Origin of the sequence: Streptomyces sp. DH10, assembly GCF_029813805.1 — a bacterium.
In the GTDB taxonomy this organism is placed as follows: Bacteria; Actinomycetota; Actinomycetes; order Streptomycetales; family Streptomycetaceae; genus Streptomyces; species Streptomyces coeruleofuscus.
Genome location: NZ_JARVKU010000002.1, coordinates 409,846 through 432,419, shown reverse-complemented (window position 1 = coordinate 432,419; position 22,574 = coordinate 409,846). Strand labels below are relative to the sequence as shown.

At 70.5% G+C, this 22,574-nt stretch carries 17 protein-coding genes and 1 tRNA gene; 7 read left to right on the top strand and 11 right to left on the bottom strand.

Annotated elements, in window-relative coordinates:
* Positions 1-76: 76 nt before the first annotated feature.
* The 4 genes from QC385_RS05585 to QC385_RS05570 all read right to left on the bottom strand — a co-directional run bounded on the left by QC385_RS05585 (position 77) and on the right by QC385_RS05570 (position 5,653).
* Positions 77-2,128 (bottom strand): PTS fructose transporter subunit IIABC, encoded by a 2,052-nt coding sequence (locus tag QC385_RS05585; protein WP_279540136.1) that lies wholly within the window; start codon positions 2,126-2,128, stop codon positions 77-79.
* Positions 2,129-2,273: 145 nt separating this feature from the next.
* Positions 2,274-3,221: a 1-phosphofructokinase gene (pfkB, locus tag QC385_RS05580; protein WP_279540135.1), complete on the bottom strand. Its 948-nt coding sequence runs from the start codon at positions 3,219-3,221 to the stop codon at positions 2,274-2,276.
* Positions 3,218-3,979, bottom strand: coding sequence for a DeoR/GlpR family DNA-binding transcription regulator (locus QC385_RS05575; protein ID WP_279540134.1), 762 nt, complete (start codon positions 3,977-3,979; stop codon positions 3,218-3,220). Before QC385_RS05575 ends, pfkB begins: the two co-directional genes overlap by 4 nt.
* A gap of 165 nt (positions 3,980-4,144) precedes the next feature.
* Positions 4,145-5,653, bottom strand: coding sequence for an MFS transporter (locus QC385_RS05570; RefSeq protein ID WP_279540133.1), 1,509 nt, complete (start codon positions 5,651-5,653; stop codon positions 4,145-4,147).
* 62 nt (positions 5,654-5,715) lie between these two features.
* Here QC385_RS05570 and QC385_RS05565 point away from each other — a divergent pair, with 62 nt between their 5' ends.
* A complete protein-coding gene (locus QC385_RS05565) occupies positions 5,716-6,687 on the top strand; it encodes a helix-turn-helix transcriptional regulator (RefSeq protein ID WP_279540132.1) in 972 nt (323 codons plus the stop codon).
* Between the two features lie 31 nt (positions 6,688-6,718).
* On the opposite strand, the gene QC385_RS05560 is transcribed toward QC385_RS05565, so the two are convergent.
* Positions 6,719-7,501, bottom strand: coding sequence for a TetR/AcrR family transcriptional regulator (locus QC385_RS05560; RefSeq protein ID WP_279540131.1), 783 nt, complete (start codon positions 7,499-7,501; stop codon positions 6,719-6,721).
* Positions 7,502-7,947: 446 nt separating this feature from the next.
* Positions 7,948-8,946 (bottom strand): sigma-70 family RNA polymerase sigma factor, encoded by a 999-nt coding sequence (locus QC385_RS05555; RefSeq protein ID WP_150481418.1) that lies wholly within the window; start codon positions 8,944-8,946, stop codon positions 7,948-7,950.
* A 193-nt stretch (positions 8,947-9,139) separates the two neighbouring features.
* Between QC385_RS05555 and QC385_RS05550 the strand changes: the two genes are divergently transcribed.
* Entirely contained in the window at positions 9,140-9,658 is a 519-nt protein-coding gene (locus QC385_RS05550; protein WP_279540130.1) for a GNAT family N-acetyltransferase, read from the top strand.
* Positions 9,659-9,713: 55 nt separating this feature from the next.
* On the opposite strand, the gene QC385_RS05545 is transcribed toward QC385_RS05550, so the two are convergent.
* Positions 9,714-10,499: a dioxygenase family protein gene (locus QC385_RS05545; RefSeq protein ID WP_279540129.1), complete on the bottom strand. Its 786-nt coding sequence runs from the start codon at positions 10,497-10,499 to the stop codon at positions 9,714-9,716.
* A 90-nt stretch (positions 10,500-10,589) separates the two neighbouring features.
* Between QC385_RS05545 and QC385_RS05540 the strand changes: the two genes are divergently transcribed.
* A complete protein-coding gene (locus QC385_RS05540) occupies positions 10,590-11,123 on the top strand; it encodes a MarR family winged helix-turn-helix transcriptional regulator (RefSeq protein ID WP_193504794.1) in 534 nt (177 codons plus the stop codon).
* Positions 11,124-11,265: 142 nt separating this feature from the next.
* Here QC385_RS05540 and QC385_RS05535 read toward each other — a convergent pair whose 3' ends face one another.
* Both QC385_RS05535 and QC385_RS05530 read right to left on the bottom strand, forming a co-directional pair.
* Entirely contained in the window at positions 11,266-12,813 is a 1,548-nt protein-coding gene (locus tag QC385_RS05535) for an MFS transporter (RefSeq protein ID WP_279540128.1), read from the bottom strand.
* Positions 12,814-13,001: 188 nt separating this feature from the next.
* Positions 13,002-13,646 carry a TetR/AcrR family transcriptional regulator gene (locus QC385_RS05530; protein ID WP_279540127.1) on the bottom strand — a complete coding sequence of 215 codons (645 nt, stop codon included), beginning with the start codon at positions 13,644-13,646 and terminating at the stop codon, positions 13,002-13,004.
* A 280-nt stretch (positions 13,647-13,926) separates the two neighbouring features.
* Here QC385_RS05530 and QC385_RS05525 point away from each other — a divergent pair, with 280 nt between their 5' ends.
* The 3 genes from QC385_RS05525 (at position 13,927) to QC385_RS05515 (ending at position 17,325) form a co-directional block, all read left to right on the top strand.
* Positions 13,927-15,243 carry a M6 family metalloprotease domain-containing protein gene (locus QC385_RS05525; RefSeq protein ID WP_279540126.1) on the top strand — a complete coding sequence of 439 codons (1,317 nt, stop codon included), beginning with the start codon at positions 13,927-13,929 and terminating at the stop codon, positions 15,241-15,243.
* 107 nt (positions 15,244-15,350) lie between these two features.
* Entirely contained in the window at positions 15,351-17,159 is a 1,809-nt protein-coding gene (locus QC385_RS05520; protein ID WP_279540125.1) for an IclR family transcriptional regulator domain-containing protein, read from the top strand.
* Positions 17,160-17,249: 90 nt separating this feature from the next.
* Positions 17,250-17,325 (top strand) — tRNA-Arg (locus QC385_RS05515).
* A gap of 295 nt (positions 17,326-17,620) precedes the next feature.
* On the opposite strand, the gene QC385_RS05510 is transcribed toward QC385_RS05515, so the two are convergent.
* Both QC385_RS05510 and QC385_RS05505 read right to left on the bottom strand, forming a co-directional pair.
* Positions 17,621-18,223, bottom strand: a complete 603-nt coding sequence (locus QC385_RS05510) for a hypothetical protein (protein ID WP_279540124.1) — start codon at positions 18,221-18,223, stop codon at positions 17,621-17,623.
* A gap of 1,239 nt (positions 18,224-19,462) precedes the next feature.
* Positions 19,463-19,933, bottom strand: a complete 471-nt coding sequence (locus QC385_RS05505) for a hypothetical protein (RefSeq protein ID WP_279540123.1) — start codon at positions 19,931-19,933, stop codon at positions 19,463-19,465.
* A gap of 836 nt (positions 19,934-20,769) precedes the next feature.
* Here QC385_RS05505 and QC385_RS05500 point away from each other — a divergent pair.
* Positions 20,770-22,542 (top strand): hydroxysqualene dehydroxylase, encoded by a 1,773-nt coding sequence (locus QC385_RS05500; RefSeq protein WP_279540122.1) that lies wholly within the window; start codon positions 20,770-20,772, stop codon positions 22,540-22,542.
* Positions 22,543-22,574 lie beyond the last annotated feature (32 nt).

The window sequence follows — 22,574 nt, the reverse complement described above, 5'->3', positions numbered from 1 at the left end:
CCGTGATTTTCGTGATCTATCTCGCAGGTGGCATGAACGGCTCACACACCCTGAAAGGGGGCGAACGACCTCGTACTCACGCCGCCACGGGCTGCTTCTTCTCCGCCGCCGGGGTGGTGCCCTCACCGGGTGCCGCGGTGGCGCCCGGAGCCGGCTTGCGCAGGCCCTTCAGGACGACCACCAGGGCCGTGGTGACGCAGACACCCGCGGCGATGGCGACCAGGTAGAGCAGCGGGTTGCCGATCAGCGGGACCACGAAGATGCCGCCGTGCGGGGCCCTCAGGGTGGCGCCGAAGGCCATCGACAGGGCACCGGTGATCGCGCCGCCCGCCATCGAGGCCGGGATGACGCGCAGCGGGTCGGCCGCCGCGAACGGGATCGCGCCCTCGGAGATGAAGGAGGCTCCGAGCACCCAGGCGGCCTTGCCGTTCTCGCGCTCGGTCTGCGTGAAGAGCTTGCCGCGCACGGTCGTGGCCAGGGCCATCGCCAGCGGCGGCACCATGCCGGCCGCCATGACCGCCGCCATGATCTTCATCGCGGAGTCGCTGGGGCTGGACACCGCGATACCGGCGGTGGCGAAGGTGTAGGCGACCTTGTTGACCGGACCGCCGAGGTCGAAGCACATCATCAGGCCGAGAAGGGCGCCGAGCAGGACGGCGTTGCTGCCGGACAGGCCTGCCAGCCAGTCCGTCATGCCCTTCTGCGCCTTGGCGATGGGCTTGCCGATGACGACGAACATCAGGAACCCGACGATCGCCGAGGAGATCAGCGGGATCACCACCACGGGCATGATGCCGCGCAGCGCAGCCGGGATGTTCACCTTCTGGATCGCCATCACCACGCCACCGGCGATCAGGCCGGCCGCGAGACCGCCGAGGAAGCCGGCGTTGATGGTGGACGCGATCATGCCGCCCACGAAACCGGGGACCAGGCCGGGCCTGTCCGCCATGCCGTAGGCGATGTAGCCGGCCAGGACCGGGACGAGGAAGCCGAAGGCCACGCCGCCGATCTGGAAGAGCAGGGCCGCCCAACTGCCGGTCTGGGTCCACGCGAAGTGCTCCATCACCGACGGCGCCTTGTCGACCTCCCAGCCGCCGATCGCGAAGCCGAGGGCGATCAGCAGACCGCCCGCCGCGACGAACGGCACCATGTAACTGACGCCGGACATCAGCCACTTGCGCAGCTTGGTGCCGTAGCCCTCGCCGGAGTCGCCGGTGCGCTCGACGGGCGTGCTGCCCGGGGAGCCGGAGGTGACCTCACCGCGGGCGGCCTTGTCGCGGACCTCGGTGATGAGTTCCGCGGGGCGGTTGATGCCCGCCTTCACACCGACGTCGACCGTCGGCTTCCCGGCGAAGCGTTCCTTCTCCCGTACGGGCACGTCGTGGGCGAAGATCACGCCGTCCGCCGCCGCGATGACCGCCGGGTCGAGCCGGGTGAAGCCGGCCGAGCCCTGGGGCTCGACGGTGACCTCGACGCCCGCCTCACGGCCGGCGTTCTCCAGCGACTCGGCCGCCATGTAGGTGTGGGCGATGCCGGTGGGGCAGGAGGTGACGGCGACGATGCGGAACGGGCGCTCCCCCGCATCAGCGGTGTCGTCGGCGTCGTCGGTGACCGTGGCGGCGGCGGGAGAGGCCGCTCCCGCCGACGCCACGGGGTCTTCGGAGCCCGCCTCGGCGGGCTCGCCGGGCTCGTCGCCGCGGATCAGCGCCGCAGCGGCCGCCGCGTCGCCCACCGCGCGCAGGGCGTCGGTGAACTCCGTGTTCATCAGCTGCCGGGCCAGCGACGACAGGATCGTCAGGTGGGCGTCGTCGGCGCCGGCCGGCGCGGCGATCAGGAAGATCAGGTCGGCGGGACCGTCCGCAGCGCCGAAGTCGATGCCGTCGGCGCTGCGCCCGAAGGCGAGCGTCGGCTCGGTGACGTGCTCGCTACGGCAGTGCGGGATGCCGATGCCGCCGTCGAGTCCGGTCGGCATCTGGGCTTCGCGGGCGGCCACGTCGGCAAGGAAGCCGTCCAGGTCGGTCACCCGGCCCAGGGCCACCATGCGCTCGGCGAGGGCACGCGCCGCCGCTTCCTTGGTATCGGCGGACAGGTCGAGATCGACCAGGTCCGCGGTGATCATGTCGCTCATCGCGGGCTCCTTAGCACGCGTATCGCCCGGTCAGTCGAATGGGCGGGGGAGGGGACGGGGATGCCGTGGGGGGTGACGAGGGGGGAGGCGGGCCGTAACGGGGGGGTCGGCCGCTCGCGGGTCGGTCCGCGCTGCTCCTCGTACGTCATGACACCGGCTCCTTCAGCGCACGGTCCGCCGGGATCTCCGCCGTGACCGTCACGGCGGCCGGGTCCAGGTCGCCGGGCTCCGGCATGACGCTGCCGGGCAGCTGGACGGCCGCCGCGCCGTGGGCGACCGCGGAGGCGAGGGCCTCGGGTCCGCTGCCCCCGGCGATCAGGAAACCGGCGAGGGAGGAGTCACCCGCGCCCACGTTGCTGCGCACGGCGTCCACGCGGGCCCCGCCGAACCAGGCGCCCTCGTCGGAGACGAGCAGCTGCCCGTCGGCGCCGAGGCTCGCGAGGACGGCCCGGGCGCCCATCTCGCGCAGTTCCTCGGCCGCCTTCACGGCGTCGCCGACGGTGGCGAGGGGGCGGCCGACGGCCTCCGCGAGCTCCTCGGCGTTGGGCTTGACCACGTCGGGCCGCTCGCGCAGGGCCGCGAGGAGCGCGGGCCCGGAGGTGTCCAGGGCGATCCGGGCACCGGCGGCGTGCGTGCGGGCGACCAACTCGGCGTACCAGGAGGGGGCGAGGCCGCGCGGCAGGCTGCCGCAGCAGGCGATCCAGGCGGCGTCGCGGGACTGCTGCCGTACCGTCTCCAGGAGCAGTTCCCGCTCGGCCTCGGACAGTTCGGGGCCCGGCGCGTTGATCTTCGTCAGGACGCCGTCGGCTTCGGCGAGGGCGATGTTGGAGCGGGTGGCCCCGGCGACCGGGACCGGCGCTACCTCGATGCCCTGCGCGTCGAGCAGGTCGGCGACGAGCGCGCCCGGGGCACCGCCCAGGGGCAGGACCGCCACCGTGCGCCGGCCGGCCGCCGCGACCGCGCGCGAGACGTTCACGCCCTTGCCGCCCGGGTCCATCCGCTCGCCGGTGGCGCGGATGACCTCGCCCCGGTCGAGGGACGGCACCTCGTAGGTGCGGTCGAGGGACGGGTTGGGGGTCACGGTGAGGATCATGCGCGCACTACTTCCGTGCCGCCGCGCTCGATGGCGACGGTGTCTCCGGGGCTCAGCCCGCTGTCGGTGATCAGCAGGTCCACATCGCTCAGGTCGCCGAAGCGGGCGAAGTGCTCCTGGCCGTGCTTGGAGGAGTCGGCGAGCAGCACCACGCGGCGGGCGGCGGCCAAGGCCGCGCGCTTGACGGCGGCCTCGGCGAGGTCGGGGGTGGTCAGGCCGTGTTCGGCGGAGAAGCCGTTGGCGGCCACGAACAGCACGTCCGCGCGGATCTCGCCGTACGCGCGCAGCGCCCAGGCGTCCACGGCGGCGCGCGTACGGTGCCGTACGCGCCCCCCGATGAGGTGGAGCTGGATGCCGGGGTGGTCGGCGAGGCGGGCCGCGATGGGCAGGCTGTGCGTGACGACGGTGAGGGAGGCCTCCAGCGGGAGGGCGGCGGCCATCTTGGCCACCGTCGTACCGGCGTCGAGGATCATCGTGCCCTCGCTCGGCAGTTCCGCGAGGGCCGCCTTGGCGATGCGGTCCTTCTCGTCGGCGGCCGTCGTCTCGCGCTCGGCGAGGTCCGGTTCGAAGTCGAGCCGCCCGACCGGGATGGCGCCGCCGTGCACCCGGCGGACCAGTCCGGCACGGTCGAGGGCCTTGAGGTCCCGGCGGATCGTCTCCGCCGTCACCTGGAACTCCTCGGCCAGCGACACGACATCCACTCGGCCGCCGTCACGGGCGAGCCGGAGGATCTCCTGCTGCCGCTCCGGTGCGTACATGTCTGTTCGCCTCCGCCTCGTGCCCGAACGTGTGGTTTCAGCGGGAGGCTACGCCGAGATTTCCGTGAAGTAAACAGGTTCGGGCTTAATCGGGCATGATCGGAAACGGAAACGGGCTCGGCACCGATGTGCCGAGCCCGTTCTCCGACGATTGCCGGGCGACTGTCAGGAAACCAGGGCCGGTTCCTTCATCTCCGTCGCGGCCTGCTCCCCCTCGACATGCTGCGCCGGCCGCTTCGGCAGGGCGAACATCAGCAGGAAGATCACACCCATCACCGCGGCCACCCACCCCAGCGAGTTCCGGAAGGCGTCCACGAAGGCCGGGCCCACCTGTTCCGGGCGCAGCCGGTCGCCGATCGTGCCGAAGAAGACGACCGACACCAGCCCCAGACCCAGCGCGTTGCCCATCTGCTGCACGGTGTTGAGCAGGCCGGAGGCCGAGCCGGAGTGCTCGCGCGGCACCTCGGAGAGGATCGCGTCGGTCAGCGGAGCGACGATCAGGCCCATGCCCACGCCCATCACCACCAGCGGCAGCGCCATCTGCCAGGGCGCGATGCCGAGGCCGTAGTGCCCGGACTCCCAGAGGTAGAGCAGCACCCCGGCCGCCATCACCAGCGCGCCCGCCTGGAGCACCTTGCGCCCGAAGCGCGGGACCAGCTGCTGCACGGACATCCCGGCGGCCACGGACACGGCGATCGAGAACGGCACACCGGTCAGCCCGGCCTTCAGCGGGCTCCAGCCCAGCCCGAACTGCATGTACAGCGTCCACACCAGGAAGAAGACGCCGAGCGCGACCCCGAAGACGGTCTGCACGGCGATCCCGGCCGCGAAGCTCTTGACCCGGAACAGCGACAGCTCGACCAGCGGGGAGCCGTCCCGTGCGCTCTTGCGCCGCTCGTACGTCACCAGCGCCGCGAGGACGACGAGCGAGCCGGCCATCGAGACGTACCCCCACAGCGGCCAGCCCAGCTCGCGGCCGCGGATGAGCGGGTAGAGCAGCATCAGCAGGCCCAGCGTCACGAGCGCGACACCCACCAGGTCCAGCTTCAGGGCCCGCGGCGCCTTGGACTCGGTGATGAAACGGCTGCCCAGGATCAGACCCGCGACGCCCACGGGCAGGTTGATCAGGAAGATCGAGCGCCACTCCCACCCGAACAGGTTCCACTCGGTCAGCAGCGCGCCCAGCAGCGGACCGGACACGGCCCCGAGACCGACGACCGCGCCGAACAGCCCGAACACCTTGCCCCGCTCGTGGGCCGGGAAGGTCGCGTGCACGATCGACAGCACCTGCGGCACCATCAGCGCCGCCATGGCGCCCTGGAGGAACCGCGAGGCGACCAGCATCTCCGGGTTCACGGCGAGGCCGCACAGCGCGGAGGCGACGGTGAAGCCGCCGATGCCGATGAGGAAGATCCGCTTGCGGCCGTAGATGTCGCCGAGCCGTCCGCCGGTGATCAGACCGGCGGCGAAGGCGAGGGCGTAACCGGCGGTGATCCACTGGATCTGGCTGAAGGACGCGCCCGCCTCCCGCTGGATCGACGGTATGGCGATGTTGACGATCGTCACGTCGACGAGGTCCATGAAGGCCGCGGTCATCACGATCGCCAGAGCGAACCAACGGCGGCGGCCGGTCCCGCCGCCCGCGGTGCTGGGTGTGGTCTCGGTGGAGGTCATGCCACGAAGTTAGAGGGCCAATAGGTCAGATCTCGTCCTAGTGGTGCGGCATCCTCGTCGGTATGACGACGGACACTCCGGCCCGGCTCCTGACGCTCCTCTCCCTCCTCCAGACGCCCCGCGAATGGCCCGGCGGCGAGCTCGCCGGCCGGCTCGGGGTCTCCCGCCGCACGGTCCGGCGGGACATCGACCGGCTGCGCGAGCTCGGCTATCCCGTGCAGGCGACCAAGGGCGCCGACGGCGGCTACCGGCTGGTCGCCGGCAAGGCCATGCCGCCCCTCGTGCTCGACGACGAGGAGGCCGTGGCCATCGCGGTCGGGCTGCGCGCCGGGGCCGGGCACGCGGTGGAGGGCCTGGACGAGGCGTCGGTGCGGGCACTGGCCAAACTGGAGCAGGTGCTGCCGGGCCGGCTGCGTCACCGCGTGACCACGCTCCAGGCCGCGACCACACCGCTGACCAGCGGGGACGGGCCCAGCATCGCACCCGAGACACTCACCGTCATGGCCTCCACTGCGGCCGGGCACGAGCGGCTGCGGTTCGCCTACCGGGCGGCGGACGGCACCGAGTCGCGGCGCCTGACGGAGCCGTACCGGCTGGTGTCGACGGGCCGCCGCTGGTACCTGGTGGCGTACGACATCGACCGCGACGACTGGCGCACGTTCCGCGTCGACCGCGTGAGCGAACCGTTCGCCACGGGGGCCCGGTTCGTGCCGCGTGAGCTGCCGACGGGGAACGCGGCGGAGTACCTGCGGCAGTCGATGCAACGGCAGCAGGAGACGTACGACTTCGAGGTCACGTTCGCCGCACCGGCCGACTTCGTCGCCGCCCGGCTGCCGAAGTGGCTCGGCACGCCCGAGCCGTTGGACGACAGCAGCTGCCGGCTGCGCGGGTCCGTCGGTGACGCCGTGCAGTGGGTGGCGTTCCGGCTGGCGCTGCTGGAGTGCGACTTCGTGGTCCGCGAACCGGATGAACTCGTGCGGGCGGTGCGGGAGTTGGGGGCGCGGTTGAGCAGAGCGGCCGCAGGCGCGGAGTAAGTGCCCGGCGCCCGGCCGCCGTTCGGCTCCGTCAGGCCTCCCACGGGAAGTCCCGCAGCGCCCTCAGGTTCCGCAACGCCAGTTCCGCCGGGCTTCCGGCGCCCTCCACCGGCCCGTCCCCTTCCGCCCAGCCCTCCAGGGCCGTTCGTACGGCGGCGCTCGCGACGGCGGCGGCGAAGCGCGGCTCGGGCGGGACGGCGAGGCGCGGCTCGGGCGGGACGCCGACGTGCGGCTCAGGCGGGACGCCGACGTGCGGCTCAGGCGGGACGCCGACGTGCGGCTCAGGGGCGCCGACGTGCGGCTCAGTGACGGCGGCAACGTTGTCGTCACCCTCCGGACTCCCCCTCCTGCTCCCCCGTTCCGCCAGGACCTCCCCCAGCGTCCGTTCCGACGCCTGGCACACCTCCGCCCACACCCTGCGCAGGGACGGGTTGGCCTCGGCGAGGCGCAGGAGCGTGCGGACCCACTCCCAGGAGGACGCCGAGACGCCGACGCCCGGGGTGAGGGTCTGGCGCACTCCGTGCTCCAGGGCCCGGGGCACGGAGTCGCCGGCGGGAGCCGCGCGTACCGCCTCCACCCAGCGCTGGGCGCCGGCCGCGTAGAGCGGGGCGACGGCCTCCTCCTTGGTGGCGAAGTACCGGTAGAAGGTGCGCGGTGCGATGCCGGCCGCCTGGGCGATGTCCTCCGCGCGGGTGGCGCGCAGGCCGTGCCGTACGAAGAGGCCGGCCGCGGCCCGGGCGATCTCCATACGCGTCTCGGCCTTGCGCCGCTCGGTCAGCGAGGCCTGAGGAGGGGGCGGGGTGGTGCTGCTCACGCCCGGCAGGCTATGCCCATGTGACACAATCTGCCATCTGGCGGGCCACCCCGTGGTTCAGGTACGGGGTGGCCCGCCCTTCAACACCTCGCCCTCCCCGCACACTCCCCCGGTCATGCAGAGAGCCGGGCCCCGGCGCCCGGGGGGAGGGGCGCCGAAGCCCGGCTTTGGAGAGTCCCGGCGCCGGGGGGAGTGCGACGGGACTTGGCTCTGGGGTGGGGGCCAGGGGCGTGGTCCCGGGCCCGAACTGGTGGGCCCGGAAGTCTTGTTCCCGGTGCCCCGCGGGTTGAAGCGGCGTTACATGGCCATGTTTGCGCGGTCTTTCGCCACCCGGCGTACGCGGCGACCCCCGGGCGCACACCGTCCCTCGTCCACAGGCCGTGGGCCGAAACCCACAGGCCGTGGGACGAGTCGTACGCCCGGACGCCCACCGGCGGACACCGGCGTCACGCCGCCGCGTCGAACCCGGTGCTGCGCGCCAGCTTCTTCAGCTCCAGCAGCGCGTGCTTCTCGATCTGCCGGATGCGCTCGCGGGTCAGGCCGTGTTCCTTGCCGACCTCGGTCAGCGTGCGCTCCCGGCCGTCCTCGATGCCGTAGCGCATCTTGATGATCGAGGCCGTGCGCTGGTCGAGGCGGCCGATGAGGTCGTCGAGCTCCTCGCTTCGCAGCAGCGTGAGCACCGACTGCTCGGGCGACACCGCCGAGGTGTCCTCCAGGAGGTCGCCGAACTGGGTCTCGCCCTCGTCGTCCACCGACATGTTCAGCGAGACCGGGTCGCGGGCCCAGTCGAGCACGTCGGTGACGCGCTCCGGCGTCGAACCGAGCTCGGCGGCGATCTCCGCGGGCTCCGGGTCCCGCCCGTGCTCGCGGTTGAACTCGCGCTGCACCCGCCGGATCCGGCCAAGCTCCTCCACGAGGTGGACGGGCAGGCGGATCGTACGGGACTGGTCGGCTATGGAGCGGGTGATGGCCTGGCGGATCCACCACGTCGCGTACGTGGAGAACTTGAAGCCCTTGCGGTAGTCGAACTTCTCGACCGCGCGCACCAGGCCGGCGTTGCCCTCCTGGATCAGGTCCAGCAGCGGCAGACCGCTGCGGGGGTAACGGCGGGCGACGGCGACGACCAGGCGCAGGTTGGAGCGGATGAAGACGTCCTTGGCCCGCTCCGCGTCTGCGACCAGGGCTTCCAGCTCCTCACGGGTGGCGTCCGCCTTGGTCTCCTCGTACCCGTCGAGGACCTGCCGCGCGAACACACCCGCTTCGATGACCTGGGACAGCTCGACCTCCTTGGCGGCGTCGAGCAGCGGTGTACGCGCGATCTCGTCGAGGTACATGCCGACCAGGTCGCGATCGGCGATCTCGCCGCCATGGGCGCGAACACTGCTTGCCCTGTCGGCCGTCTCGCCGGTGGCGGACTGACGACGGGCGACGGCACGGGTTGCCATGCGTGCTCCCTTGCGATGATGAGGTCAGCGGGTGGTCCTTCGGACGCTGGACTCCGTCTCCGGGACTCTCCGGACTCTCCTCGGGTGCCCTGCATCCGATGGAAACAACGACTGGAATCAGGACAGAATTCCCAACCCACCCCCCGAATTTTCTGATCATGCAGTACCCTGTCGGGCTGCTCGAGGAGGCGAGATGCCGTCGGAACCTACAGAGGTGCAGGTCAGACCGGGAGTCGAGGACGACCTCGAGGCCCTCACGGCTCTCTACAACCACTATGTTCGTGAGACGGCGATCACATTCGATACCGCGATCTTCACTCCGGAAGAGCGCCGCCCTTGGCTGCTCTCCCACCCTGAAGACGGCCCTTACCGCCTGATGGTTGCCACGACCCTGGACTCACAGCGGATTCTGGGGTACGCCACATCGAGCCCTTTCCGCGCGAAGCCCGCCTACACGACCTCCGTGGAGACGACGGTGTACGTCGCCCCGCACACCGGCCGCCGCGGCATCGGGACCCTCCTCTACAAGGCCCTCTTCGAGGCACTGTCCGGCGAGGACCTGCACCGCGCCTACGCGGGCATCGCCCAGCCGAACGAGGCGTCGGCCCGGCTGCACGAGCGCTTCGGCTTCCGGTACGTCGGCACCTACCGGGAGGTCGGCCGCAAGTTCGGCCGCTACTGGGACGTGGCCTGGTACGAGAAGCCCCTGTAGGCCCGGCTTCCGTGGGCGGCGCTCGGGGTGATCCGGGGCCGCGTCCGCCGGCTGCTCAGCCGAACTGCACCGACCGTTTCGCCAGCCCCATCCAGAAGCCGTCGATCACCGACTCGTGCGCGTCCAGCTCGCCGGCGGCGTCGGCCGCACCCATGGTCACGAACAGCGGGGCGAAGTGCTCCGTGCGCGGGTGGGCGAGCTGCCCCGCGGGCGACTTGCGGGTGAAGTCGAGCAGGGCGTCCACGTCACTCGCCTGAAGCGCCCGCCGGCCCCAGTCGTCGAACTCCACCGACCAGGCGGGGATGCCGCCCTGCCGGAGCGCGGCCAGGTTGTGGGTGAAGAAGCCGGAGCCGACGATGAGCACGCCCTCGTCCCGCAAGGGGGCGAGCCTGCGGCCGATCTCCATGAGCCGGACCGGGTCGAGCGTCGGCATGGAGACCTGGAGGACCGGGATGTCGGCCTCCGGGTACATCTCGACGAGCGGGACGTACGCCCCGTGGTCGAGGCCCCGGTCGGGGACGTCCTGGACCGGCACGCCGGGGGCGCGCAGCAGCTTCCGTACCGACTCGGCGAGCTCCGGTGCGCCGGGGGCCTCGTAGGTCACCCGGTAGTAGTGCTCCGGGAAGCCCCAGAAGTCGTAGACGAGCGGGACGGTCTCGGTGGCGCCGATGGCGAGCGGGGCCTCCTCCCAGTGGGCGGAGACCATCAGGATCGCCCGGGGGCGCGGCAGCCCGGCCGACCAAGCGGCCAGTTCACCGGGCCAGACCGGGTCGTCGGCCAGCGGCGGGGCGCCGTGGCTCAGGTACAGAGCGGGCATGCGCTCCTGGGTGGCGGCGGACATGCTGCGGCTCCTTCCAAAACATGGTTCCCTAACAAAACTGTACGGGCCATTTGTTTAAAGTTCAAGGAGGGGCCACGTAGAGTGGAAGACATGAAGGCACCCGCATCCGCATCGGCACCAGGCTCCGCGGCAGAGCCTCCGGAACCGCGCTGGCTCACCCAGGATGAGCAGCGCGTATGGCGCTCGTTCATGGAGGGCGTCACCCTCCTCGACGACCATCTCGACCGTCAGCTCCAGCGCGACGCGGGCATGCCGCACGTCTACTACGGCCTTCTGGTCAAGCTCGCCGAGGCGCCGAGGCGGCGGCTGCGGATGACGGAGCTCGCCATGCTGGCGAAGATCACCCGCTCCCGCCTCTCGCACGCCATCGCGCGCCTGGAGAAGAACGGCTGGGTGCACCGCGAGGACTGCCCCGACGACAAGCGGGGCCAGTTCGCCGTGCTCACGGACCAGGGCTACGAGGTGCTGCGGCAGACCGCGCCGGGCCATGTCGAGGCCGTACGCCAGGCGGTCTTCGACCGGCTCACCCCGGAACAGCAGAAGTCCCTCGGCGAGATCATGCGGATCATCGCCGAGGGACTCCAGCCCGCCGAAGCGGGTGCGGACCTGCCCTGGCTCCGCTGAGCCAGGGCAGGTCCTGGAATCCGTAGGTACGAGGCGTCCCCTCCTCGTACCTGCGGAGGGCCCGAAGGGGTGTTACGGGCGGCCCGAAGGGGGTGTTTCCGGGTACGGCCGTCAGTGGGGGACGGCCGTCACCGGGAGGGCGTCAGTGGGCGACGACCGGGACCGGCACCTCGTCCGCCGCGCCCTCGCCGGAACCGGAGCCGGTCACGGCGGTGCTGCCCGGGCGGCCGGCGTTGACGAAGGTCAGGGCGATCGCGGCGGCCACGACGAGGATGCCGACGGCGAACCAGATGGCGCTCGTGTAGCCCTCCACCATGGCCTCCAGCTGGACCAGCTGCTGCTGGGACCGGCTGGTCGCCCCGGCGATGTGGTCGGCGACGTACGCCGTGGTCGCCGAGGCGGCGATGGTGTTCAGCAGCGCCGTACCGATCGCGCCGCCCACCTGCTGCGAGGTGTTGACCATCGCGGAGGCGACACCGGCGTCCCGCGGCTCCACGCCCTGCGTGGACAGCGACATGGCCGGCATGAACGCCGTACCCATGCCCAGGCCGAGCAGGAGCATCGCCGGCAGCAGCAGGGCCGCGTACGACGAGCCGATCTCCAGCCGGGTCAGCAGCAGCATGCCGAGCGCGGCGACCAGGAAGCCGGGGCCCATCAGCAGGCGCGGCGCGACCCGGGTCATCAGGCGGGTGCCGATCTGGGTGGAACCCGTGATCATGCCCACGATCATCGGCAGGAACGCGAACCCGGTCTTGACCGGCGAGTACCCCTTCACGATCTGGAGGTAGTAGGTCAGGAAGAGGAACAGACCGAACATCGCGATGATCGCGAGACCGAGGGAGAGGTAGACACCACCGCGGTTGCGCTCGGTGATCACGCGCAGCGGCAGCAGCGGGGCCTTCACCCTGGACTCGACGATCACGAACGTCGCGAGCAGGACGGCGGAGGCCACGAACATGCCGACCGTCACGGAGTCGCTCCAGCCCTCGGACTCGGCGCGGGTGAAGCCGTAGACCAGGGCGACCAGACCGAGGGTGGACAGGACCACGCCCGGGATGTCGAGCGGGGAGCGGTTGCGGCCGCCCTCCGGCTCACGGATGACGAAGTACGCACCGGCCGCGGCGACGATGGCGAACGGGATGTTCACGAAGAACGTCCAGCGCCAGTCCAGGTACTCGGTGAGGAAGCCGCCCAGGATCAGACCGACGGCACCGCCGCCGCCGGCGATCGCGCCGTAGATGCCGAACGCCTTGGCGCGCTCCTTGGCATCGGTGAACATCACGGCGAGCAGGGAGAGCGCGGCGGGGGCGAGCAGGGCTCCGAAGACACCCTGGAGCGCTCGGGCGCCGAACATCATCGCCTCGTTGGTGGCCGCACCGCCCAGCGCGGAGGCCACGGCGAAGCCGCCCAGGCCCACCACGAAGGCCTTCTTGCGGCCCCACAGGTCGGCTATCCGGCCGCCGAACAGGAGCAGACCGCCGAAGGCGAGGGCGTAGGCCGTGACGACCCACTGCCGGTTGCCGTCGGAGATGCCCAGGTCCTGCTGGGCGGAGGGCAGGGCGATGTTCACGATGGTGGCGTCCAGCACGACCATCAGCTGGGCCAGCGCGATGAAGACGAGCGCTTTCCAGCGGCCGGCGTCCGGCGAGGCCGCCGGGGCGCCGAGTGCCTTTGAGGCTGTTTCAGACATGGAGGTACCCACTTCGGGACAAGGTGACGGAAAAAAGTGACGGAAAGTGATGAAAAGGGTGTTGTTGAGGACGACTCGGCGACCGGCGTGGCCGTGAGCTGTGTGGCCGTGTGCTGTGTGCGGCCGCGAGCTGTACGGCCGTGATCTGTGTGTGGTGACTGAGTCGGGCGGCGCCCGGAACTGATCGGTCAGGCTTGGCGGAGGTCCTCCATGGTCACTGCCGTGCCCGGCAGGGCGGAACGGGCCGGGGCCCGCAGTCCGTCCAGGAACAGCTGAAGATGACGGTGTACGAACGGGTCGGCGCTGAAGCACGCCGTGCCGGCCGGGGGCCGGCTGAGCTGGGCCACGGCGACCATCACGTCACCGACGCCGACATCGGGGCGGAGCTGGCCGGCCGCCTTGGCGCGGTCCATGACCTCCTGGAGAATCCGCTCCACGCGCTCGCGCGCCGCTTCCAGGTCGGGGTGGTTCTCGTCGAACGTGCTCGAGACCATCGGGCACAGCGCGCTGATCCGCTCGTCGGCGGAGGTGTGCACGAAGCGCTCCAGGGCATCGAAGGCGTCCCCGGTCTCCGCGAGCGCGAGCTCGCCCGCCGCGACCGTACGGTCCAGCACGGAGCAGACGACCTCGCGTACGAGCGCGTCGCGGTCCGGGAAGTTGCGGTACACCGTGGCGTTGCCCACGCCGGCCCGGCGGGCGATGTCGTCGAGCGGCACCTCTGGGCCGTGCTCGACGAACATCTCCCGGGCGGCGGTGACGATCCGCTCCCGGTTGCGCAGGGCGTCGGCACGGGGCCGGGGCGCCTTGCGCGGTGCGGGGGTGGCGGTCTGCACGGCGTACTCCTGGTTGGTCTGAGTGTGCGGTGATGCGATCCGGGGAGAGGCTCCCCGCTTCAGTCGGACACATGGCTAAACGGGGACTGGATCCCCGGTATTTCCCGCACCCGGGCTTTTTATCTGTGACCTGGGTCACGGTTCCGGCAGGACCGCCGCTACTGACTGGAAACCCACGATCGGTCTCCTCCAACGCGCGCCCCCCACACCCCCCGACGCAGGGTGATCGCATGGGTGCAGCCGGAGACCGGAGGCTGCCGTGGCGCGGGAGGTCCCTTGCATGCAGCCGCAGCCCCAGCGCCCCCGGTCGTACGGCTCGGGGCCGCCCGGCCGCCGGATACCCCGGCGGCGTCTGGCCGCTGTCGCCTGCGTGACCGCCCTGACCTTCACGGTCAGCACCTCGGCCGGCACCGGCCACCTCGCCCCGGGCGCCGGCACGGCCGGAGCGGGCCCGATCTCGCTGTCCCGCACCTCCGCGCACGCCCCCTGCATGATCCGCGGCGCCCGCGAGATCCAGATGTCCGAGGGCATCCCCACCACCGCCGGCTACGCCCGCTCCACCGGCACCGTCCGCGCCCTCACCCTGATGATCGACTTCTCCGACGCACCCGGCGAGGGCAAGGCCCTGGACCGCTACCGGGAGTTCTTCCCGCAGACCCGGCACTGGTTCCGCACCAGCTCCTACGGCCGCCTCGACTACCGCCCCGAGACCCCGATCCCGGAGTGGCTGCGGATGCCGAAGTCCTTCCACGAGTACGGCATAGAGCGCGGCGCCCCCTTCGACCCCGGCTACCGCGCACTGGTCCAGGACCTCGTGGCCGCGGCCGACCCGAAGGTGGACTTCCGCGCATACGACCTGCTGAACGTGCTGGTCACCCCGAACGCGGGCCCCTCCGCCCTCGACACCGTCCTCTCGGTCACCTTCGCCGGCAACCCCGAGGCCCCGAGAGCCGACGGCATACCCGTGGCCAACGCCTCCTTCGTCTACTCCCGCCAGGACGACGGCTCCGGCTCCTACGGCCGCACCGGCTACCGGGTCCTCCCCCACGAGAACGGCCACGTCTTCGGCCTGCCCGACCTGTACACCGCGGAGGGCGGGGGCGCGGTCGGCCACTGGGACATCATGAGCGAGGACTGGGGCGCCAACAACGACCTCCTCGGCTGGCACAAGTGGAAGCTGGGCTGGCTGGACGCCGCGCAGGTGCACTGCGTGTCGGCCCCCGGCACCACGGAGTACACCCTGACGCCGCTGGCCCGCGCGGGCGGCTCCAAACTGGTCTTCGTCCCCCTGGACAGCAGATCCGGCTACGCCGTCGAACTGCGCACCCGCGGCGGCAACGACGAGTCGGTGTGCCGCCCGGGCGTCCTGATCTACAAGGTCGACGCCGAGGTGGACACGGGCATGGGCCCGGTCACCGTCCTCGACTCCCGCCGCGACAGCGGCGGCTGCACGCGCGCGCCGAACGTCCACGCGGAGCTGTCCGACGCGCCGTTCAGGCCCGGGGAGACGTTCAGGGATCCGCGGAGAGGGGTCACGATCAGGGTGGCGGGGGCGGATCCGGCGGGTGACCACCGGGTGCGGGTGACGCGGGAGTAGGCAGCGGCTGCGAGGAGGTAGAGGAGGCACCGGGGCGATCAGCACACAGGCAGACCGCCGATTCAGGATTACGGTAGGCCTGCCGCGACCGCCGTAACGGAGAGCCGATGCAAGCCAAGCCCACGAATGACGATGAGCGGGCGACCCCACCGGCTGACGGGGAGGGGGCGACCCCACCGGCCGACGGGAAGGGGGCGACCCCACCGGCCGACGGGAAGGGGGCGACCCCACCGGCCGACGGGAAGGAGGCGACCCCACCGGCCGACGGGGAGGGGGCGACCCCGCCGGCCAGCCCGAAGGAGGCGCCGGCCGGCGGGAGGACGGGGGCACCCGCCGAGGCGGTCACGCCGCTGATCCGCGGCATCGCGGTCCTGCGGGAACTGACCGAGGCGGACGGCACGCTGAGCCTCAGCGCCCTGGAACGGGCCACCGGTCTCGCCCGTTCCACGGTCGACCGCATCACGGCCACCCTCGCCCGCATGGACTACGTCCGCTTGGACGGCAGGGACGTGCACCTGACCCCGCGCCTGATGGAACTGGGCAACTCCTACCTCTCGGCGCTGCGCCTCCCCGCCCTCCTCTCCGCCCGGGCGGACGCCCTGGCCGACGAACTGGACGAGTCGGTCTCCCTCGCGGTCGCCGACCGCGACGGCATCCGCTTCATCCACCAGGCGACCCGCCGCCGCGCGATGTCCCTGAGCTTCCGCATCGGCGACCTGCTCCCCGCCGAACGCACCGCGCCGGGCCCGCTGTTCGCGACGGAGTGGACCGACACCGACTGGCGGCACTGGCGGGACCGCAGGGCGTCGGACCCGAGGGACCTGTCCTTCACGGCCGTACCGCCACGCAAGTACGGAGCGGGCGAACGAGACGACGAGGCCTTCGTCGCCCGCACGGAAGAAGCGGCAGCGAACGGCTGGGCCCTGGACGACCAACTGATCGAACCGGGCCTGGTGGCGGTCTCGGTACCGGTCCGGTCCCCGCACACAGGCGACCGCGGAAAGATCGCCTGCGTGGCGAGCGTGGTCAGCCACACGAGCCGGCACACAGCACGCGACCTGCGCACCACCTTGCTTCCGAGACTGCGCTCGGCGGTGACGGAGATGGAACGCGAACTGCACCGCACGCCACCCCCGGAGCCCGGCCCGCCCCCCTCGAACCTCGCTCTCTGGACGGGCGCGTCCAAGCAGCGGCTGGGCCGCGACTTCATCGAATCCCTGGCCCGGGGCCTGACGGTCCTCACGGCCTTCGGCGAGGGCAGGCCGGAGCTGACCCTCACGGAGGTGGCCCAGGCGACGGGCCTGGCCAGGGCGACGGCCCGCCGCGCACTCATCACCTACGAACACCTGGACCTGGTGACCACCCCCAGCCCCCGCACCTTCACCCTGACCCCCCGGGTCCTCTCCCTGGGCTTCCCACCCCTCTCCCGCACGTCCCTGCCCGAGATCGCCCAGCCCCACCTGTCCGACCTGACGTCCCGCATCCACGAGTCGACGTCGCTGGCGGTGCTCTCGGAGTCGGGCGAGGAGATCCAGTGCACGGCCCGGGTGACGACGGGCCGGGTGATGAGCGTGAACATCACGGTGGGCACGCGCCTGCCCGCGCACGCGACGGCACTGGGCCGCGTCCTGCTGGCGGACACACGCGACGACACACAACCCGGTCTGGCCTCGATCCGCTCCCAGGGCTACGCCCTGGTCGACGAGGAACTGGAGGAGGGCCTCCGCTCCCTCGCGGTCCCGGTCCGCGACCGGTCCGGAAGGGTGGTGGCCGCCCTGAACACAGCGATGCACGCGAGCCGCCACTCTCTGCGGGAGTGCGTAACGGACCTGCTCCCCGAACTGACCGCAACGGCCACCCGCATCGAGTCGGACCTCCACACCGCCGGCCGCTTCACCCATGTCCCCCTGGCCTGACCCCCACACCCACCCGACCCGTATCCGGTACGCTGACGCCTGTGGTCCTCCCAGACCACAGGCACGCCGCTGCTTGCGTCCGATGCCACTGCCTTCGTAGCTCAGGGGATAGAGCACCGCTCTCCTAAAGCGGGTGTCGCAGGTTCGAATCCTGCCGGGGGCACCAGCCAAAAGGCCCCGGACCGATCATGGTCCGGGGCCTTTGACGTCCACCTCTGACATCAACGCGGGCGGTCACGGCGGCCATCCTTCCCGCCTCTGACACCGATAACGAGTAGGTGCCAGCGACGTCACGACGTGCACCACTACCGCACCAGAAACGACGGGGAACAGCGGGGAACCACGGTGAAAGCGACCCATCCCCGCGGGGCCTCACCGTAGCCGTACGCACAGGTCAGAGCCCAGACGAACCGCACATGCCCGCAGCTTCCCAATCTCAGGGCGCCCGCAGCATGCCCGGGTTAGAGAAGGTCCCGCCAGAAGGGGGCCGTCGCTCGCGGGCTCCAGCCATCGTCGACCCCGCTCCGCGCCTCGTCGAACTCCTGATGCATGTAGTCGGCCAGGTCCAGGCCGTAGTAGATGATGTCGGTCTGCCACATCGAGAGCACCGGATGCCCGAAGCCTCCCCGGCCGGCAGGCAGGTATCGGTGGGCATACACGGGCACCAGCACCGGCGCCTCCGCCAGATGATGCCGGGCCGTAGCCAGTGCCGCCGTCCCGTCGACTGGACGCTCACCCCAGCCCTCGTACCAGAACCCGTTGTGCTCAACGTCGAGCAGAACACCCTCGACCGGCCAGTCGAGCTGTCGACGCAAGCTGTCCAAATCGCCGCCGCGCCACTCCGGCCAGGGCCTGGACCAGGTCTGCCCGTCCTCGGGAGGGACGTTGACCGGGAGCCCGGCCGCAAGGAATGCTCGGTGATCGTCCGCGAACTCGAAGCCGTAGTCGCCCTCGATGCGCGTGAACTCGGCGTCCGTCAGCCCCGGCTCGAACTCACAGAGGCCTGTCTGTGCCAGGCGGCGTGCGGCCTCCGCACCCAGTCGTACTCCCTCATTGCTGATCACCGCCGCACGTTAGCGCCGGCCGCAGCCAATCGTCACCCCAGTTATGCGCGTCCGTCCCAGTTTCCGTCTCGTTCCGCAACGTTCACGCTCGTTCAAGGGAGACCCGCCCGCGCACACGTCCTGGCAGTCAGTCGCCCATGAACCCAGGTGAACGCCCCGCACACACCCCAGCAGGCCCCAACACAGTTGGAAAGCGTGTTGGCCACCAAGTCGTCACCCCCAACACGCCCACGACTCGCGCCTGTCGCGGAGAGAGCCCGAACGGGTAGCTGATGGATACGGGTGACAAGGCGTTCCGCACTGTGGTGCCTGGTGCTACCGCCATGCCAGCGAGGTGACACGAAGCGGGAAAAACGTCGCCCGTCTCGACCCCGACGCCCATATCATCCTGGAATGACCGACGCGTCCGGGGCATTCGCTGTCGCCGCTCTCAGCTTGGCCGTGTCTACGGTGTCACTCAGTTGGCAAGTCGCTAGCCACTTCTTGAGCGGCGCCCGGGTGCGCTGCGAACTGTCGATCGCGATCCATGACGATAGGGATCCTGTCCCGTCCATCGTCTCGGAGGTTGTCGATCGCACGACAACGAACCTTCAACGCATCCAGGGCGCAGAGTTCGAATCGTACGTGCACGACGCATTCAGTGTGGTCGTACGCAACACTGGGCGTGGACCCGTGAGCGTACGCGTGCCATGCATATCCGACAGACGTCGCTCCTACTGGGGCGGTGCGCCATCTCGCGTTCGAACGGTCGACTTCACGATGCAGGGGAGCGTCTGCCGTCTGGAGCCTGGCGAGGCGAAGACATGGCTCCTGCCAATGTGGCAGATCATCGACACGATCCGCGCCTCCCGTCCCGGTGAGCCTCTGACTTGCCGGGCCGCAGTTCTCCTAGGAACCGGACGGTGGGTGAAGGGCAGCCGCGCCAACTCATGGCAGGTCCCGGCAGGGATGACAAGCCTGAGACGCTAGTCGTGTGTTTGCGCTTGGAGTCCTGCCGGTGCCGGAGCTGTCCGCTGACATCAACGACCCCGGACGGCGGCGACACGCAGCAGCCACGTGTGGCACCGATGTACAAGGCAGGCCCCACCTGGGTGAGGGATAGATCGAACTGCTAAAGCGGTGCTCAGCCAGCCGTGGACTATCCGTGGACTCGTCCCGCCTGATCCGCCACGTACAGGGCCGTGACCTGCCGCGCTGTCAAGGGGCCTCCGGAGCCGTTGCGGTTTGGTGCCGCGGAGTTCAGCGCAGGGACCGCCGCTCGTCTACACGGCGTGTCGGCACACTCAGGAACACGTCAGGCATCGCAGGGCCATAAAGGACGTTGAACGTTTCCAGTCGATAGGACCAAGCCCCGTCACAACTGCCGACGAACCGGTAGTTGATCTGCCATTGCAGCCATTGGCCGGGAGTCAGACGAACGGCAGGTGGACGCCGATTGCGTCGTGGCATGGCAAACATGCTCACCTCTGGCGGATCCACGCGCAGCAACCCATCGACCTCGCGGAGGATCGTCCCGGATGCCGATAGATCCCGTACCTGTATACGAGGCTCGAAGGAATCGGACTCCCGCATGGCAACCTCGTGGAGGGCAGAACTCAAGCCCGGGGGCAGCAAGAAGGCCGTTGGGACGGCGTTTCTGCGAGCAGCTTCAGAACCGCCGCGCGACTTTTTCGTCCACGACGTGTGCACCCGCTGCACGACAGCATCCATGGGCCCAATCATCGGGCATGACGCCGCACTGCGGCCACAGAGTTACGTGTCGTGCCAGAACCGTGCCAGATCCGGCGGGGAACTACGGTGAACACCGGGCAACGCTTCAGCGCTAGCCCACGCGGGGTCGGGGCTCCGCCGCAGGTCAGCCCAGCAGCGGCTCCTAGATCACCTGAGCTTCCCAAGCTGAGAGCGCGAGTTCGATTCTCGTCACCCGCTCCAATGAAAACCCCAGGTCAGCGACCTGGGGTTCATTGTTGAAGAACGTTGATCGAAACGCTGCCTGCCACCACCGCGCCAACGGAAGGTGCGGCGCCGGAATCCTCCGGTGCCGCACCTTGCCGGACGTCTGTCCACGTGCTCAGCAGGGCACCGCCGACACCGGCGGCGCCCTCCCAGGTTCGAACAGCGGACCACGGCGATCTACGAATCCCTCGACAAGGCCCGCGACAGCATCGCGGACTCCAACGGCGTCTGGAAGAGTCGCGCGGCCAGTACCCCGAGGTGAACCGCGCCCTACACAGCCTCGGTGTAATCGCCCCGCGCCCGGACGAACCCGAGTGCGATCCCCCACCCTGCGCTACCCGGCTCTTGGCCACCCGGCTCCGTCACCGTCGACGACGCTTCTCGGTTCCTGTGCGGCGTGCGATGCGGCATGCCGTCTACGCCACTTCGATCACCCCTGGCGGTGATGCGACCGGCTCTCCGGCAACGCAAACGCGCCACATTCGAGCGCATGCCCACGTCAGTCATGTCCATGCCTTCCGCGTCGAGGGGTGCTCCCTTAGGCTCCTCCGCCGGACCGCAGGCGTTACCGACGGTAGGGGAGACCGGTCATGAGGCGAACGGGCAGCACGCGACGCACCTTTGTCGTGGGGGCCGCGGCCGCAAGCGGGGCGGTGGCGCTGGGCACCGGCACGGCGGCTTCAGCGGCACCGGCGCAGGGACGGCAGCAGGCCGTCGCCGTGCTCGGCGGTGGCGTCGCCGGGCTGACGGCGGCGCATGAACTCGCCGAGCGGGGCTTCGCGGTGACCGTCTACGAGCGTCGGGCGCTCGGCGGCAAGGCCCGCTCCATGGACGTACCGGACAGCGCGAAGGGAAGCCGCAAGCCACTGCCCGCGGAGCACGGGTTCCGCTTCATCCCGGGGATTTACCACAACCTCCCCGACACGATGCGGCGCATCCCCTTTCCCGGGAACGCAGGCGGCGTCTGGGACAACCTGATCGCACCCAAGGAGATGATGTTCGCGCGGAACAACGGCCGCGAGGATCTGCGGATACCCATCCCCGGGGAGAAGGAGCCCGCCGAGCTCACCCTCGACGACATCAGACGCGCCCTCACCGGTCTCCTGGAGACGGGATTCCATCTTCCTCTCCATGAGATCGCGTACTTCGTGAACCGCGCCGTCGTTTTCCTGACCAGTTGCGACGCGCGCCGCAACTCCACCTGGGAAGCCACCCCTTGGTGGACTTTCGTACGCGCCGGGCAGATGTCGAAGGAGTACCAGCGCATCCTCGCGGTCGGCGTCACCCGCAACATCGTCGCCACCAAGGCTGAGGAGGCCAGCACCCGCACGGTCGGCACCCTCGGCGAGGCCTTCGTTTTCAACGCACTCGGACGGGGTGCGGACGGCCCACCCGACCGGATCCTCAACGCACCCACCAATGAGGCCTGGATCGACCCCTGGGTGGCTCATCTCACTTCCCTGGGCGTGGAGTTCCGCATCGGCTGGACCGTGCACGAGGTGAGGCTGGGCGGAGACGGGCGGGTCTCCGAGGCCGTCATCGAGGATGCGGACGGCGTCCGTCGCTCCATTACCGCCGATCACTATGTCTCCGCCATGCCGGTGGAGCACGCGCGGCGCACCTGGAGTGCCGGATTACGCGCTGCCGACCCACAGTTGGCGCGCTGCGACAAGCTGCAGACGGACTGGATGACGGGCCTTCAGTTCTATCTGACCGAGACGCCGCCCGTGGTACAGGGCCACTTCAACTGCATCGACTCGCCATGGTCGCTGACCGCGATCGCCCAGGCCCGGCACTGGCCAGGGCGTGACTTCGCCGCCGACTACGGCGACGGCGTGGCCAAGGAGTGTCTGTCGGTGGATATCTCCGAGTGGGACAAGCCTGGCGTCCTGTACGGCAAAACGGCCAAACAGTGCACCCGCGAGGAGGTCGCACGCGAGGTGTGGGCACAGCTCAAGGACGCACTCAACGACACCGGCAAGACAGTGCTGCGCGACGGCACGCTGCACTCGTGGTTCCTGGACCCCGGAGTGGACGGGATCGGCACCCCGCACCCGACCAACCAGGACGAGCTGCTGATCCACCCCGTGGGCACGCTGCACAACCGCCCATCGGCCAGGACCACGGTCCCGAACTTCTTCCTGTCCGGGGATTACGTCGCCGTGGACATCGACCTCGCCACCATGGAGGGCGCGAACGCCTCGGCCCGTCAGGCGGTCAATGCCCTTCTGGATCGAGCAGGTTCGAGTGCGCCGCGCTGCACGGTCACCCCGCTGTTCCGGCCGCCGGAGCTCGAGAGCCTCAAGCGCCACGACCACTTCCGCTTCAAGGCCGGCCTGCCGAACGCGTTCGACCTGGGGTGATCCAGTCGGGATCGGTCGCTCGACCTCGTTCA